10 protein-coding genes are annotated in these 16,740 nt (G+C 46.9%); 9 read left to right on the top strand and 1 reads right to left on the bottom strand.

What is annotated here, in order from left to right:
* Positions 1-82: 82 nt before the first annotated feature.
* Positions 83-1,108 carry a sugar ABC transporter substrate-binding protein gene (locus tag OH456_RS00220; protein WP_006070493.1) on the bottom strand — a complete coding sequence of 342 codons (1,026 nt, stop codon included), beginning with the start codon at positions 1,106-1,108 and terminating at the stop codon, positions 83-85.
* Between the two features lie 434 nt (positions 1,109-1,542).
* Here OH456_RS00220 and OH456_RS00215 point away from each other — a divergent pair, with 434 nt between their 5' ends.
* The 9 genes from OH456_RS00215 to OH456_RS00175 all read left to right on the top strand — a co-directional run bounded on the left by OH456_RS00215 (position 1,543) and on the right by OH456_RS00175 (position 16,658).
* The gene (locus OH456_RS00215) at positions 1,543-2,502 is read left to right on the top strand and encodes a sugar-binding transcriptional regulator (protein ID WP_270032562.1); all 960 of its coding nucleotides are present in this window, start codon (positions 1,543-1,545) and stop codon (positions 2,500-2,502) included.
* Positions 2,503-2,511: 9 nt separating this feature from the next.
* Positions 2,512-3,498, top strand: coding sequence for an aldo/keto reductase (locus OH456_RS00210; RefSeq protein WP_236109586.1), 987 nt, complete (start codon positions 2,512-2,514; stop codon positions 3,496-3,498).
* 44 nt (positions 3,499-3,542) lie between these two features.
* Complete coding sequence (locus OH456_RS00205) at positions 3,543-5,315, top strand: glycerol-3-phosphate dehydrogenase/oxidase (RefSeq protein WP_270032561.1); 1,773 nt, start codon at positions 3,543-3,545, stop codon at positions 5,313-5,315.
* Positions 5,299-6,144, top strand: coding sequence for a class I fructose-bisphosphate aldolase (locus OH456_RS00200; RefSeq protein ID WP_038226596.1), 846 nt, complete (start codon positions 5,299-5,301; stop codon positions 6,142-6,144). Before OH456_RS00205 ends, OH456_RS00200 begins: the two co-directional genes overlap by 17 nt.
* A 29-nt stretch (positions 6,145-6,173) precedes the next feature.
* Positions 6,174-7,661 carry an FGGY-family carbohydrate kinase gene (locus OH456_RS00195; RefSeq protein ID WP_270032560.1) on the top strand — a complete coding sequence of 496 codons (1,488 nt, stop codon included), beginning with the start codon at positions 6,174-6,176 and terminating at the stop codon, positions 7,659-7,661.
* A 149-nt stretch (positions 7,662-7,810) separates the two neighbouring features.
* The gene (locus OH456_RS00190; protein ID WP_239913608.1) at positions 7,811-8,968 is read left to right on the top strand and encodes an iron-containing alcohol dehydrogenase; all 1,158 of its coding nucleotides are present in this window, start codon (positions 7,811-7,813) and stop codon (positions 8,966-8,968) included.
* A gap of 50 nt (positions 8,969-9,018) precedes the next feature.
* On the top strand, positions 9,019-10,542 hold the full coding sequence (locus tag OH456_RS00185) for a CoA-acylating methylmalonate-semialdehyde dehydrogenase (protein ID WP_031494138.1): 1,524 nt from the start codon (positions 9,019-9,021) through the stop codon (positions 10,540-10,542).
* Between the two features lie 183 nt (positions 10,543-10,725).
* Positions 10,726-15,738, top strand: a complete 5,013-nt coding sequence (locus OH456_RS00180; RefSeq protein WP_270032559.1) for an NPCBM/NEW2 domain-containing protein — start codon at positions 10,726-10,728, stop codon at positions 15,736-15,738.
* A 134-nt stretch (positions 15,739-15,872) separates the two neighbouring features.
* Positions 15,873-16,658 carry an IclR family transcriptional regulator gene (locus OH456_RS00175; RefSeq protein WP_124941936.1) on the top strand — a complete coding sequence of 262 codons (786 nt, stop codon included), beginning with the start codon at positions 15,873-15,875 and terminating at the stop codon, positions 16,656-16,658.
* Positions 16,659-16,740 lie beyond the last annotated feature (82 nt).

Here is a 16,740-nt window from a genome sequence, read left to right as displayed (position 1 = left end):
CGAGTTTTTCCTTAACACTGAGATTTTGAATAAATGAGTAACATATAAGGTCGGCGGTCTAGCCGCCGACCTTAAGCCTAGGTTAGTTGCTGAACTGAGCGTCTAGCCATTGCTCTGCATCAGGTTTTGGCATTGACCAGTAAGAGATGGTGTAAGCCTTGTAGAAGAACTCTTCTGCTTGATCTTTTGTCGGAGCGACTTTTTTGTTGATTACGTCCATAACCAAGTCGATACGACCACGTGCTGTCTCAATCGGTGGAAGACCCATAGAGACTTTTAGGCTTGATTCAGGGTCATAGATTTGACCAAATTCGACCGAGTCAAAGTCAACACTGGCAACGATCTCTGTCACCGGTTTGCCATCTTTGAACTTGCCGCGGCCTAGCTGGTTAAGACCTGCCATTGTGCCAACGGTTAAGTTAGAGGCTTCGGAATAAATTAAGTTAACTTCTGGCTGTTGAGTAAGAAGGTCAACGATGATCTGTTTCGCAGCTTCTTGGCCGCCGCTAGCATCAAGAGCGCCTAGGTTTTTCGCTGTTGGATCAACCGAAAGCACACCTTCTGCAAATGGGTTAGTTCGACCAGAACTTACCTCAGTATGGTTTGGCCAACCGAGTTGAACCATGACGATTGGCTTGTCAGGATTCGCTTCCTTCCATGCTTTTGCCATTTGTGCGCCCATATCGAAAGAAACGGTCGCTTCATCACTTCGAGCCGTTGGAATGCCGGTATCAGTGATTGGGCTAAAGAAAGACGTCATAGCGATGTTCTCTTCTAATGCTTCTTCAACACCTGGTGTCGCTGCTTCGCCATCCCATATATGAAGTGAGGCACCATCAAATGCACCTGCTGCTACTTGGTCAACGTTTTGCGTCATTACCGCTGAATCGGCTTTACCATCGAAGATAACCACTTCAGCACCGTACTTCTCTTTTGCATAGCGCTTTGCTTCCGTCGCTTGAGATTGGTGGAATACATTAGACAAATCAGAAACGAAAAACGCGATTCGTTCGTTTGCATGTGTTGTGGCAGCTAGGCTTGAAGCGACAATAATACTCGTAGCGATAAGTCCTTTATTAAATATCTTTTTCAAAGTCACTGACTTCATAATTTTCTCCATTTTTATTTGCTATTCACTCGTCGTCTTTGGAGCAACATCTGCTTCGCCTCTATAAAACAGCTTGGTTCTTATTAAGCCAAAAGCAGCACAACACGTTGTTCTCGATGATGTGAATTATCTTTCAGACAGGTGAAATATATTTCACGTGTTAAAAGGTAGTGAACAAAATGTAGCCGGTCAATGCTATATCGATACAATACGTATCACTTTGGTCATTATTTGTGATCTAACGCACTTAAATGGGCAAAACGATACGATTGGTATCATTTTAACTTGTAAAAGTCTTTTTCTATGATTACTTTTTACTCAGATGAAATAAATTTCACACCTTGTTAACCAAGATTGCCAAGATAAAAAGCTATTAAGTGTTAACGAAATGTGAAGCCTATATAAAGGCAGAAAGCAGTAATAAAGGTAGAGATATGACGATGAACGAACGTGACGACATATTGAGACAGACAGCAAAGATCTTAACGTTGCGATACATGGAAAATCGCAGCCAGTCGGATATTGCTAAGCAACTTGGGTTGTCCACAGCGAAAGTGAATCGTGTCATTAAGCAAGCGCATGATGATGGTCTAGTTGAGATTACCTTAAAGCTTCCACAAGAAAGAACGCATACATTAGAACATCGCTTGTTGGAAAAATTTGGCTTGAAAACTGCGGTGATTCAGCCAAGTCTCAGCCAGGATGACGAAGTCGTTACTCGCCAAGTGGCACAGGCAGCAGGTGAACTACTTATAGAAACCATCAAGCCAGACAGCATTATTTGCATCAGTGCGGGTAAAACCATGGCGCAGATTGTTGAGCAGCTAAAACCTATGCACTTTCCGAATGTGAGAGTGGTTCCGGCTACAGGGGGTATCCAGGGGCACCACTTCACAGATGTGAACTACCTAGCAAGCAAATTGGCAGAAAAGCTGGGTGGAACAAGTACCCAACTGCACGCGCCGCTTTTTGTAGATACCGACGAACAGCGCAACATCTTGATGGAGATGCGTAGCATTAAAGACGTTCTCGACTTGGCTCGAAACGCAGATATTGCCTTGGTGGGTATTGGTTCCGTCGCCAGTGAAAGTGACAGCTACTATGACCTGCGCTCGTTAAGTGGCCATGAAACTGAAACGCTGATCAGCGCCCAATGTAAAGGGGAAGTACTGGCCCATCTTTATGATGCACAAGGCGATAAATGCGCAGAACACATCAACCAAAAACTTATCGGCCTCAATCTTCAAGAACTCGATAGCATCGAACACAGTTTCGGTGTAGCCGCAACTCGCTCTAAAGTGTCTGCCATGTTAGCGGCATTGAGAGGCGGATTGATCAACGGGTTAGTCTCGGACGAAGACACCGTCGCCAGCGTATTAGAACAAGCAGAATAGGGAATCAACATGCAAACTAGAGAAATTGGAAATTCAGGAATTGAAGCATCAGTCATCGGTCTTGGCACGTGGGCAATGGGTGGTTGGATGTGGGGTGGAACAGATGAGAAAGCCTCCATTGATGCCATTCATGCTTCTTTAGATCACGGCGTGTCTTTAATTGATACCGCTCCAGCGTATGGACTTGGTGTGTCTGAAGAAATAGTGGGTAAGGCAATCAAAGGACGCCGCGACAAGGTAGTACTGGCAACTAAATGTGGTTTGGTTTGGCATACCAACAAAGGTAATCACTTTTTTGATGAGAATGGCAAGCCAGTGCATCGTTATCTTGGTGCTGATGCTATCCAACATGAAGTGGATCAAAGCCTAAAACGTCTGCAAACGGATTATCTCGATCTCTACATTACCCACTGGCAAGACCCAACCACGCCGATTGCTGAAACCATGGAAGCATTATTGGCGCTAAAGAAAGCCGGTAAGATCCGCGCCATCGGGATCAGCAACGCTAATCAAGCGGAGTTGGAACAGTATCAACAAGCAGGCGTTGTGGACGCGGTGCAGGAGAAATATAACCTCATCGAGCGTCAGTTAGAACAAACTTTGTTGCCATCAACCATCAAAACTAATGTCGCGTGTCTTAGTTACTCATCACTTGCTATGGGGCTGCTGAGCGGAAAAATCACCCCTGAACGTGTTTTCACTGGCGATGACCAGCGCATCACTGATCCTATGTTTACTATCGAAAACCGCCGTTGGGTACAAAAGTTCTGTCAGTCCATTGAGCCGATTGCTCGCCAGAAAAATGTAAGTGTTGCACAGCTAGTGATTGCCGCAACACTGCAACAGCCAGGCATCACTTATGCTCTCTGTGGTGCACGAAATGCAGCTCAAGCAATAGAAAATGCCGCAGCAGGAAGTGTGGTGCTATCTCAGGAAGAGGTGAAGTTTATTGATGCAAAATCCCATGAGTTTTTTGGCGAGTTGGAATTGGCGTAACGACGCATCGTAAGGAAAGCGGAAAACAGTGGCAGGGAGCAACAATGAATAACAACTCAACCGCCTTTAGGCGATTAAAAGAGAATAGTAACTTTGACGTCGTGGTCATTGGCGGAGGAATCAATGGTATAAGCGTTTTTCGAGAACTGGCATTACAAGGTGTGAAGGTCTTGCTAGTCGAGAAAGATGACTTTTGTTCTAAGGCCAGTGCTGCGCCATCTCGCATGATACATGGCGGACTTCGCTATCTAGAAAATGGTGAGTTTCAATTGGTGAAAGAAGCACTCTATGAGCGAAATCGCCTACTTGATAACGCGCCTCATTTTGTTGCTCCTTTAGAAACCACCATTCCTATTTTCTCTACTTGGTCGGGTATGTTTGACGGCCTGTTTAAGTTCTTAGGATTGAAAGACAAGCCTTCACAGCGTGGCTCTGTGGTCATCAAAATAGGGCTGAGTCTTTACGATTGGTTCACCAAGCGTGATCAATTGATGCCAAATCACCAGATGCACTCATCTCGCTCAACCCAAAAACGCTGGCCGATGATGGGGGGTGACGTAAAGAGCAGTGCCACATACTTTGACGCGTGGATTAGCTCACCCGAGCGCCTCGCCTTGGAATTGATTCAAGAAGGGGTAGAAGCGGGCGGCGTTGCCCTAAATTACAGTATGGTCTCTGGTTTAGAGCAGGGGCAGTTGACGATTTCTAATCACGACGCTGCGGAGTCTATTCAAGTTAAAACGCACCATGTGGTCAACGCGACAGGAGCTTGGGTCGACACCACCAATGGATTACTGACTGCACCTAGCCAGTATATGCAGGGGACGAAAGGGTCGCATATTATCGTCGATAACGCAGAGCTGTTGGCTGAACTGGATGGCAATATGCTGTTTTATGAAAACAGCGAAGGACGAGTTTGTATCTTGTTCCCGTATTTCGGAAAAGTACTGATCGGCTCGACGGATATCCCCGTGAGCGACCCTGAATCGGTGCGTTGTACTGACGAAGAAATTGATTACATTATCGAATCACTTAGAGGCGTGCTACCAAAGCTGGATATCAGTCGTGAGCAGATCGTCTATCAGTTCTGTGGTGTGAGACCACTTCCGTCAGTCAATACCTCGACCACAGGGCAAATCCCCCGCAGTCATTCATTGAAACAAGACAAGATTGGCGACACTCTTATCTATTCGCTTATCGGAGGCAAGTGGACAACGTTCCGTGCCTTTGGTGAGGAAGTGGCAGATGAACTTTTAGCATCGTTAGGTAAAACGCGAGTTTGCGATACCAAACAAAGAGCAATAGGTGGCGGTAAGGGTTACCCTGTCACTGATTCATCAAAAGCGACTTACTTAGCCTCATTAAGTGAGCGTCATCCGCAATATTCACAACGCCAAATGGAAACTTGGTTTCAGCGCTACGGCACGGCCTGTGAATCACTGCTTGGTGCACTTCAAGGAACACAAGATAAAGCGCTGTCGTCACTCGATGACTACACCCAAGGCGAGCTCAAGTTTATTCTGGAACGTGAGTATGTATCGACAACGTTGGATGTGCTGCTTCGCCGTACCTCGATAGCGATTGAAGGCAAGTTAACTGAGGAAAGCTTCGAGGAGATTTCCAATTTGGTCGCTGACCACTTTTCTTGGAGTCAAAGCGAACGCGATAAAGATAGAGCTCAATCGAAGCAAGTGTTGCTGGATTTCCATGGCGTTAAATTGGACGCCTTACCAAAAGTTTCAAAACCCACATTACAACCTACCGTTACGGAAAATGAACAACTATTAGATGGAGAAGAGTATGTATTTAACCAGTAAAGTCAGGATGAATCGCCTATTTAAGCAAGGGCGTTGTTTGGATGTGGCTATCGACCACGGCGTGTGCAACGAGCCTTCATTTTTAGATGGGCTAGAAAACATGTCTTCAGTGGTAAAACAACTAGTGGATGCTAAGCCAGATGCGATTCAGATGAATGCGGGTCAAGCTGACTTACTGCAAACTGTCGATGGCAAAGACAAACCTGCACTGGTCATGCGAATCGATTTGGGTAACCCATATAACGCAGAGCGTCACCGCCACATGTGGGCACTACTACAAAATGCGGAGCAGCCTCTTATTCAAGCCCTTCAAATGGATGCGGCATGCGTTGTAGTGAACCTATTCATGCTGCCTGATGAACCTGACTTGTTTAAGCAATGTGTTGCCAACATAAGTAAGGTCAAAGCTGAGTGTGAGAAATATGGTATGCCACTGATGATCGAACCCTTGGTGATGCAACCTAACAGCCAAGGACAGGCTTATATGGTCGATGGTGACTGCGAAAAGATTGTCACCTTGGTGCGTATGGCACGTGAGCTAGGTGCTGACATTATTAAGGCCGATCCAACCAGCCAAGCAGAAGACTTCCATAAAGTGGTTGAGGCGGCAAGGTGCCCGGTATTGGTTCGTGGCGGTGGACGTGAAGATATTGAATCTGTGTTTAGCAAAGCGCGAGCACTGCTCGATCAGGGTGCGCTTGGCATGGTGTATGGACGCAACATTTATCAACACCCAAATCCAAGCCGCGTTGTCGATGCTTTGATGGCGATGATTCACAACGGTGCGTCTACCTCAGAAGCAATGAACATCTACATTGGCGATAAATAGCAGATACAGAACTAAAGCAAGGAGGGGATATGAAGTCATATGCGATAGGAATTGATTGTGGTAACACGGCTATCAAAGCGGCATTGTTCGATGAGCATGGCTGCGAGATAGGCGCTGTAGCCAATAATTATCCGACTCATATCCCTCAACCTGATCACACTGAAGCGGACTTAAACCAATGCTGGTCGCTATGCGCAGAGGTGATCGCTACATTGATTGAGCAAACCGGTGTGGACAGCAGTCAAATTATCGCGCTAGGAACCAGCGGTCATGGGAATGGGTTATATCTGCTTGATACTGAACTAAAGCCATTACTTGGTATTAAGTCTCTGGATAATCGTGCTGCCAGCGAAGTCACCTTGCTACAGGCATCTAAGGGATTCACAGACCTCAAAAAGCGTAATCGGCAAGGCGTGTGGTCATCTCAAACAGCAGTGTTACTTACGTGGCTACAGAAGCACCAGCCAGAAACGTTTCAAAAAATCGGTCAGGTGCTGTTTTGCAAAGACTATGTGAACTACTGCCTTACAGGGCAGTGCGCGACAGAATGGGGAGATATCACTGCATCGGGTTTGTTCGATTTTGAAACCGACTCAGTGTCTCTTGAGCTTCTAAATCACTACCAGTTGGCAGACATTAGCACCAAGTTGCCGCCGATTTATGAAAGTAATCAAGTGATAGGAACAGTTACTGAAGACGCTGCACGTATAACAAAGCTTAAAGCGGGGACACCTGTCATTGCTGGTCTGTTCGATGTAGTGGCATGCGCCTATGGTTCACAAGCCAGTGCGTTAGCTGATACCTCGGTAGTCGCAGGCACATGGAATATCAATCAGGTAGTAACTGATGAACTGCCGCCTGAAGAGGTATTTATGGCGTGTAAATTCGCTGAGAATCGATACTTAGCCATAGAATCCAGCACCTGCTCAGCATCCAATTTAGAGTGGCTGGTGGAGCGATTTTTCTCAGAGCGAAGAGAACATGAGGCGAGTAATGGCAACAATATTTTCGAACAGTTTAATCGCCAATTGGAAGATGTCGAATTAATGCCAACGCTACCCATGTTCCATCCGTATCTCTATGGTTCGACTGGGCAAGATAGCCAATCGGCCAATCTGTTTGGTTTGAAGGGTTGGCATCAGGACATTCACGTGGTCTACGCCTTTTATGAGGGTATTGTATTTGCCCACCTTGAGCATATCCAGAGACTGCGATCGGCAGGGTATGACGTGGATCGAATTGCCATTAGCGGTGGCGCTTCTCGAAGTGAATATTGGTGTCAGTTGTTTGCAGACATATTGGGCGTCACGGTGACGTCGACAAATTGTAACGAGGTCGGGGCAAAAGGCGTGGCGCAACTGGCGATGAGTTCTGTTACTGAAAGTCAGACTGAGCGACTAAGCCCTCAGCCGCAGCCCGATAAGCGTTATGTGCCTAATACTAAACGCTCGGAGTTCTTTGCGACTCGATATAGTAAGTACTGTCTTCTGAGAGATGCATTACGTTCATTGGGTTGATTGAACCTTGATTATCTCAAGCGACAGGTCTAGCTAGTTAGCGACTAACAAGAATTTGCCACAGCAAAGTTGTGGGGACTTGTTACGTCCTGAATAAATTAATTTAAATAATGATACGAAATGTATCGATATAAATTGTGAGGTGAATTATGAGTCAATCTATTGTTTTGCCAAAGCTTTTAGAGGTAGGCGAAGGCGCAACAGCGCGAGCGGGAGAGATAGCTATCCAACTGGGTTGTCGCCGAGTCATGATTGTATCTGACCCAGTGATGAAAACCTTAGGCCAGGTCGACCAGCTAAAGTCCTTCGTGAATCAAGCTGGTGTTGAGGCGGATGTTTTCACGGATACCGTTCCAGAACCAACAGAGGCGTCGATACTTCCAGCGGTAAATAAGGTGATTGATGGGCATTATGATGGCGTCATCGCGCTAGGCGGTGGCAGTGTGATTGATAGTGCTAAAGCGATTGCTTTGCTTGCGGAGCACCAAGGTCGAATTCGAGATTACAGTGTCCCTAATATCGTGACTTCGCCAATTATGCCGTTGATTGCGATTCCAACGACGGCGGGAACGGGCTCGGAGGTCACCAAAGTGACCATTATTACCGACGAAACCAACGACGAAAAGCTGCTTTGTATGGGACCAGGTCTTATTCCATCAGCCGCCATCATTGATTTTACTTTAACAATGACGGCTCCGGAGCGCATCACAGCGGATACCGGAATTGATGCGTTAACTCACGCCATTGAAGCCTATGTCAGTGGAAAGTCGGGTCTGTTTACTGATCAGCAAGCGCTATTGGCGATGAAACTTATCGCGCCAAATCTGCGTGAAGCCGTCAATAATCCCGACAATAAAGATGCCAAAGAGCAAATGATGCTCGGCGCGACGCTCGCAGGCATTGCGTTTTCTAACGCATCTGTTGCCTTGGTACATGGCATGAGCCGCCCAATTGGCGCGCACTTTCATGTGCCTCACGGTATGAGCAACGCCATGTTATTGCCGACGGTCACGGAATATTCGATTCCTGCGGCTAAAACTCGTTATGCCGAGTGTGCAAGAGCAATGGGAGTGGTTGATGCGAGCACCAATGACGACGATGCAGTCGCTGCGCTACTGCTGGAACTTAAGCAGATCAATCAGGATTTAAGCGTGCCTTCCATGAGCGATTTTGGCATTGATAAACAGGCGTTTTGGTCAAATCTCGACATCATGTCTGAGCAAGCTCTGGCTTCTGGATCGCCTAACAACAATCCTCGAATTCCGAACAAAGAAGAAGTGATCGAGCTGTATAAAGCCGCTTGGTAGCGCCTGAATTTCCTCAATTAAGCCTCAGAATACTAAACAAGGATGAAAACATGATCAGTAGTTTTATTAATAATCAATATGTTGAAAGTCAGTCGGAACGACATTTGCCTGTCTATGACCCTGCTACAGGTGAAGTGCAGAACCAAGTTGGACTGTGCTCAAAACAGGAAGTAGAGCAGGCAATTACCATTGCACAGGCAGCGTTTGACTCTTGGGCTAAAACCACACCGCTTAATCGCGCCAGAGTGATGTTCAAGTTCAAAACTCTGTTAGAACAGAATCGTGATGAACTGGCGAATATCATCAGCCGTGAACATGGCAAGGTGTTTAGTGATGCATTAGGTGAGATAACTCGAGGGCTAGAGGTGGTCGAGTTTGCCTGCGGCATCCCACACCTGCAAAAAGGAGAGCATAGTCTAAATGTTGGGACTGGTGTCGATTCGCACTCGCAAATGATGCCACTTGGTGTGGTGGCCGGGATTTCACCATTTAACTTCCCAGTGATGGTTCCTATGTGGATGTTTCCCATTGCCATCGCAACGGGCAACACCTTTATCTTAAAACCGTCAGAGAAAAATCCCTCTGCGCCTCTGTTTATTGCTGACCTTCTGAAACAAGCGGGATTACCTGATGGTGTGTTTAATGTGGTTCAAGGGGACAAAGAAGCGGTAGATACGTTACTGCAAGACCCAAGAATTCAAGCTGTTAGCTTTGTCGGTTCAACGCCGATTGCGGAATACATCTATTCTGAGGGCGCAAAATACGGCAAGCGCGTTCAAGCCCTTGGTGGTGCGAAAAACCATATGGTGGTCATGCCGGATGCCGATATTGACGGTGCAGTGAATGCGCTGATGGGTGCAGCTTATGGTGCAGCTGGAGAGCGCTGCATGGCGATTTCGGTTGCCGTCGCTGTGGGTGATGAGACGGGCGATGCATTGGCTCGTCACCTTCAAGATAAGTTAGCCACGTTAAAAGTAGGACCCGGTTACGGTCAAGCGATTGAAAACGATATGGGACCTTTGATTACCAAAGAGCATAAGCAAAAAGTTTGCGGGTACATTCAAAAGGGTCAGGAAGAGGGCGCAGCTTTACTTGTTGATGGTCGAGATCTAGAACTGGCTAAGTCTTGCGATGGCTTTTTCGTTGGTGGTACCTTGTTCGACCATGTGACCACCGACATGACTGTGTATCAAGAAGAAATATTCGGTCCAGTGCTTTGCATTGTTCGAGTCAAAACCTATCAAGAAGCCCTGCAAATCATAAACGACCATGAATATGGCAACGGCACGGCTATCTTTACTGCAGACGGGGATACCGCAAGAGATTTCTCCGCCAATGTTCAGATCGGTATGGTCGGAGTAAATGTGCCTATTCCAGTGCCAATGGCATTCCACAGTTTTGGCGGTTGGAAGCGTTCACTGTTTGGCCCTTTGCATATGCATGGTCCTGACGGCGTTCGATTCTTTACTCGAATGAAAACCATCACTACACGTTGGCCCGAATCGGATGTGAAAGTCGGTTCAAAGGACAGCACACAGACTCAAGCCGAATTCGTCATGCCAACTATGAAATAACGCATTGACGTGAGGAGGTGTGCGGTAGGTTTGCTTAAATTTGGGCAGCGAGTCAACAAGATAAACTGTCTATTTTTTGGATTGATTGGGTAGGCGAGCCTGTCCTCTTCATGTTTTTTAAGTGCTCACTTTTCTATGAGAAGTGAGCTTTGTTTAGTGACCATAAAAAACAAGGAGAAGGCGATGAAAGCCAATCGCTTGATAAAGTCTCTTGAGACTTGGCGTCGCCCTGTTGTGAGCAGTGTATTAGCGGGACTATGCAGTACCTCGTTTATTGCCGCAGCAAATGCTGCACAAGGCCCTGGATTGGGTAACCTTACCTACGGATCATCAGAGGCGTTTACTCATGTATCGAGTCCACTCGTTGACGATACCACTAATTTTCTTCCCCCCGACTATCCCGGCAGAAAACACTATGGCGTAAACGTCATGACCATGCTCAACGGCTATATGGTTGGCGTCTTTGCCCCTGATAGTGGCGGTGGGCCGGGAGGTTGGATCGCACTGGATGTCTCTAACCCCAAAGCCATGCAACTCGTTAAAACAGTATATGAACCGGATCTTGCCAATCTAAACCGTACTGGTGATGGGTTAAGAACAGCGGAGTTCAGAGAGCCGCACTCGTTTGGCTTGGGGGAGAATAACACCATTGCCATCCAAACGGGAAAGGGGATAGAAATCTGGGATTGGTCGGATGTGACTAATCCTGTGCGCTTGTCGAAATTGGCGATCTCTGGCGTGAACTTCGGTGATTACAACAACGTCTCTTGGCAGCTTTTTTGGCAAGCTCCTTATCTTTATATTGCTCGTGGCAATGCAGGGTTAACCATTGTTGATACCAGTGACATGAGTAACCCAACACTAGTGAAAACGGTGCCGAACTCGGAACTGGGCGGATTCAACATAGGACCACTCTTTGCGCTAGGTAACCGAATGTTCATTTCCAGCATGGAAGGGACGGCAGGTTTTTCCATGCTCAACATAGATGATCCGGTTAACCCAACCTTAGTTAAGACGGTTAATCGCCTACCAGAGAAGTACTATGCTTCATGTTGGGATGGCAAATATGCGTATTTCGGAGCGCGAAGCACCAATGACTATTTGCGTGTCTATGACACGACTACTAACCCGATGACGTTAGTTAATGAAAAACTGACTGGATTCGAAAATCTTTATTGTAACGTTCAAGACAACAAGTTGTTTCTGGGTAACCAAGACGATATTGCGGTATTAGATGTCAGTGATATCAACAATATACGTGAACTTGGGCGCAGCTCATTGAATGCCACAAGCAGCAACACTGACCATGGTCAGGTGTTCCCATTTGGTAACCTAGTTTGGGTTGGAAACGACCATGGTTCTGGCAGTGGTTTGATTGCACATCAAAGTATGCCGGACAATGTTCCTCCTTATATATCCGCCACTAACCCAGCGATCGACGCGACACTGCAACCTTTATCGACCCGTATTGGTGTGGCGTTATCAGATAGCGTGTTGATGGAATCGGTCAATAGTAGCTCGTTTACTGTTACCAAAATCGGTAGTTCAACCCCGCTTCAAGGGGAGTACAGCACCAACCTCGGATTCATCCACTTTACTCCATCCCAAGCACTGGAAGCGGAAAGTATTTACGAAGTCGTACTTGAAGGTATTGAAGACTTTGCTGGCAACCCAATGGCTCGTACTGAATATCGCTTTGCGACGGGATCACAAGTCGGCCACGATGTGAGCTTGTCAGCCAATGATAAAGTGACACTAGGTAGTAGTGTTAATGTGTCTGCTTCTACGACACCTTTGTTAGGGGGCAGTCTGGAGTATTCTTGGAACTTTGGCGATGGTAGTGGTTCGACACCGTTTTCGACCAGCGGAAACGCGAGTTATACCTACAATCAGCCTAACCATTGGTCTGCGGTGGTGACGATTAAAGAAACCACGGCTGATGGCGTGTTTGAGAGTAGTAAGTCGGTACCCATTACAGTATATCGTCAACCAACAACGGTCTCGCCAACGGCGTCATCAACCATAGTGGAAGCCAATGGCCAGGTTGTTGTGGTTAACGAAGACAACGATACCGTCAGTGCTATCGAAAACACAGCTCCGTACGGCAAATTATGGGAAGCTGCGGTGGGTGATCAGCCGAGAACTCTAGCGGTAGCGCCTAATGGCAATTTATGGGTAGTTAATCAGGCAGATGCTAGTATCACTGTGCTGACAAATACTGGCCAGTTTGTGGATACGATTGTGCTGCCAAGAGCGTCTCAGCCATACGGCATCGCTTTCTCCCCAGATAGCACTAACGCTTTTGTGTCGCTGCAGGCAAGTGGTAAGTTGCTCAAGATCGACCCAAGCACCAAAGCTATCGTGGCAACAGTGGATGTTGGTCATAGCGCAAGAGGCATTGCGGTTGACAGTTCATCATCACAGGTTCTGGTGACACGCTTTGTTTCGCCTCAAACTAATGCGGAAGTTGTCGCGGTTGATGCATCCAGTATGACCATCGACCAGAGTTATCTTATCGCTAAAGATACGACTACAATAGATGGCCCAGATAGAAGCCGAGGCATTGCTAACTACCTTGGTTCCGTCGCAATTTCGCCGGATGGATATAGTGCTTGGCTGCCATCTAATAAAGCAAACGTTGATCGTGGTCCCTATTTAGAAGGTGATGAAACCAAAACGCTGACGTTTGAAACGACGATTCGAGCTGTGGTTAACCGACTCGATCTCAATTCGAAAACAGTGATGGATAATGCCTTAGATATTGATGATCGTGCACAGCCCAAAGCGGCCGTATTCAGCGATATAGGCGACCTAATTTTTATTGCGGTAGAAGGTCAAAATAGCATTGAGATTCGCAATACCTACAACTTAAACAGAGCTGGGGAGATTTTTGATACTGGCTTAGCACCAAGAGGGCTCGTACTATCAGGGTCGACATTATTTGTTCACAACTTTATGTCAAGAACGGTGTCTGTGCATGACGTCAATGCGTTTTTGACCGATCGAGGTGACATTCCAACCTTGGCACAAGTCTCTGTGGTGGCGAATGAAACACTGCATCCTCGAGTGCTACGCGGCAAACAGATTTTCTATAACGCAGCCGATGCGAGAATGACCCAAGATGGCTACATATCTTGTGCCAGCTGCCACGCAGATGGCGATAGCGACCATAGGGTGTGGGACTTTACGGACCGTGGTGAAGGGTTAAGAAACACTATCTCGTTATTGGGTAAGACAGGCACAGGCAATGGTCGAGTGCATTGGACCGCGAATTTTGACGAGATACAGGATTTCGAAAACGATATTCGCTACGCGTTCGGTGGTCGTGGGTTTATGGTAGACGCCTTATTTAGCCTGTCAGAAAACCCATTAGGAACATCGAAATCAGGTAAAAGTGAAGACTTAGATAACCTCGCGTTTTACGTCAGTAGCTTAAATCAATTCCCTAAAAGTCCACACCGAGATTCTTCTGGCGCGTTAACAGCTGAAGCCTTAACGGGGCAGGCGCTGTTCACCTCGAAAGGGTGTGACACTTGTCATGCGGGAGTGTATTACACCGACATGCAAAGGCACGATGTCGGTACCATTGATGCCTCTTCAGGGCAAGGCATCGGAGCTCCATTAGTAGGTACGGGTTTTGATACACCGAGTTTGATTGGTCTTTGGGGTAGCGCGCCATATTTCCATAACGGTCAAGCGGCAACGCTGGATGATGTGTTACAAATTGGCTCGCAACATAGCGTGGCGGATAACTCAGAACGCGCTGCATTGGTGGCTTATCTAGAACAGATTGAATACGAAGGCCCCGATATAGTGGTACCCGAACCACCGCAAGCAACAACCTATACCTACCTAAGTGATCTTTCGGAAACCAGCGCAACCAATGGGTGGGGACCGATTGAAAAAGACACCAGTGTTGGTGAAAACGCTGCGGGTGATGGTCAAACGATATCCATTGGTGGTAGTGAATTTACCAAAGGACTCGGTGTTCATGCTCATTCAGAGGTGACGTACAGCCTGACGGGTGGCACTTACGATCAGTTTACTGCTTTCATCGGTGTTGATGATGAGACGGGCAGTTCAGGTTCCGTCGTGTTCGAGGTTTGGTTGGATGGCGTGATGGCTTATCAAAGTAGCGTATTACGAGGAAGTGATGTTGCCGAGTACGTGCAAGTGAACATTCCAAGTAGCGCGCAGGAGCTCAAGCTAGTGGTGAGTGATGCGGGCGACGGAGTCGGTAGTGACCATGGTTCTTGGGGAGACGCTAAGCTTCGCACACCAAGTGAAGGGGGCGGTGCCGCTGTTCCTGGGCTGTTTTATGGCACCGTTTCGGGCAATATTAATGAAACCGATGCTAACCCGAAAACATCCATAACAACCTCATTAAGCGAAACGGAAGATGCGATTGCTGGTAATACGACCGAGGTGTTTACCGGTTATATCTACGATGCCGACGGTCAGATTTCTTTCAGTGAAAACAATGATGACAAAACGCGTCTATGGATTGATGGACAGTTGGTGCTAAGTAGTGACCTCTGGAGTGATCGGGTCTCGACTGGCAACTTAAACTTATCTCCTGGTTGGCATCAGTTTGAGTTGAGGCTAAGTAATGGCAATGGTGGCAGCGGACCTCATACTGGATTGGCTTTTGCCTATGACCCAGACGGTGGCAGCAATTGGATTCATCCAGCCGATAACGGTTCGGGTAATCTATTTATGACTGAGGATCCAGGAAGCTCGTCCACACCGCCAGCGAGCGTTTATCTTAGTGACTTACAGGAAGACAGCTCGACCAATGGCTGGGGCTCTATCGAAAAAGATATGAGTAATGGTGAGCGAGAAGCGCAAGATGGCACCACCATTTCAATAGGCGGGCAAACCTTCGCCAAAGGATTGGGGGTACATGCGAACTCAACGATCACTTATACCATCTCTGCCGGTCAATACAGTCGCTTTACTGCGAGTGTTGGTGTTGATGACGAAGTGGGTAACTCTGGCTCGGTAGTATTCCAAGTAGAACTAGATGGCGTGTTGTACTATCAAAGTGCGACGTTGACCGGTTCAGATAACGCAGAATCCGTTTCTGTTGATATTCCAGTAGACGCTACGACCATCACACTTAAGGCGAATGATGCCGGAAATGGCAATGGTTATGACCACGCGAGTTGGGGGGATGCGAAACTATTGCAAAACTAGCTTGAACAGGGCTTGCTCCGGCAAGCCCTTTTAATATCTGTCACTTAGGCTTTGTACACGGTTGCACTTAATCAGTAAAAGCAATAGGCTATTCAAAGCATATCGAATACCGTATCAAGGATGAATGTAGTTCTATGACAAGCTCTAGTTCGGCAAATACTACTAAAGGTTCAACCCTAGACCGAGTACTACAAGTGCTCGCCATCGTGGCTCACAGCCGTGGTCAACTCAATAGAGAATCTATTGCCGAACAACTGTCTATGCCAATTGCGTCTGCGAACAAACTGATCAACCAGCTTATCGTTTTAGGCCATCTCCAAGAAAATATCATTGGTCGCGTTATTGCGGGGCCGAACCTGCAGTCTTTATCTCATGATATTTTGAAGAACCAACGCTTTTCTGAACAAAGAACATCGGTGTTGCAACGCCTTGCTGACACGATTGGTGAAACGTGCGGAATTTCAGTGCCTAATGGTATTGAAATGATCTACTTTGAGCGTGTGAACTGCAACTGGCCACTGCAAATCAATTTGGCAGAGGGGAGTCCGGTCCCTATCGCAGCTTCCGCCTCGGGTAAGCTTTATCTCGCTTCATTGGACACATCAATTCGTGAAAACGTCGTACAACACATGGGGTTAACTGAATACACTCCAAAGACCATAACTAATGATGGTCTGTTTCTTGAAGAACTGAATCGGATTGCTGAACAAGGATTTGGTGAAGACAATGAAGAATTTGTCGACGGTATGGTGGCGATATCGGTGCCTATTGGCTCCGATGCATTAAGTTTTGGCTATCTATTTTGCCATGCACCGAGCTTTCGTACCTCGTTGGATAAGCTGAAAACACATCTCCCAGAATTACGCTCAGCTGCGCAAGAAATTTTAGAGTTTACACTTGGCGAGCTAAAGACCGAATAGTTTGATCTTTGCCAAAAATTACCGTACGGCATTAATCGTTAGTGAGAATTTGTGATTGGTTGAGATATTAATTTTCATCCGT

The organism is Vibrio sp. La 4.2.2 (assembly GCF_027586995.1).
Lineage (GTDB): Bacteria > Pseudomonadota > Gammaproteobacteria > Enterobacterales > Vibrionaceae > Vibrio > Vibrio mediterranei.
The sequence above is the reverse complement of the archived record's forward strand: the minus strand, read 5'-3'. Positions and strand labels throughout refer to the sequence as shown.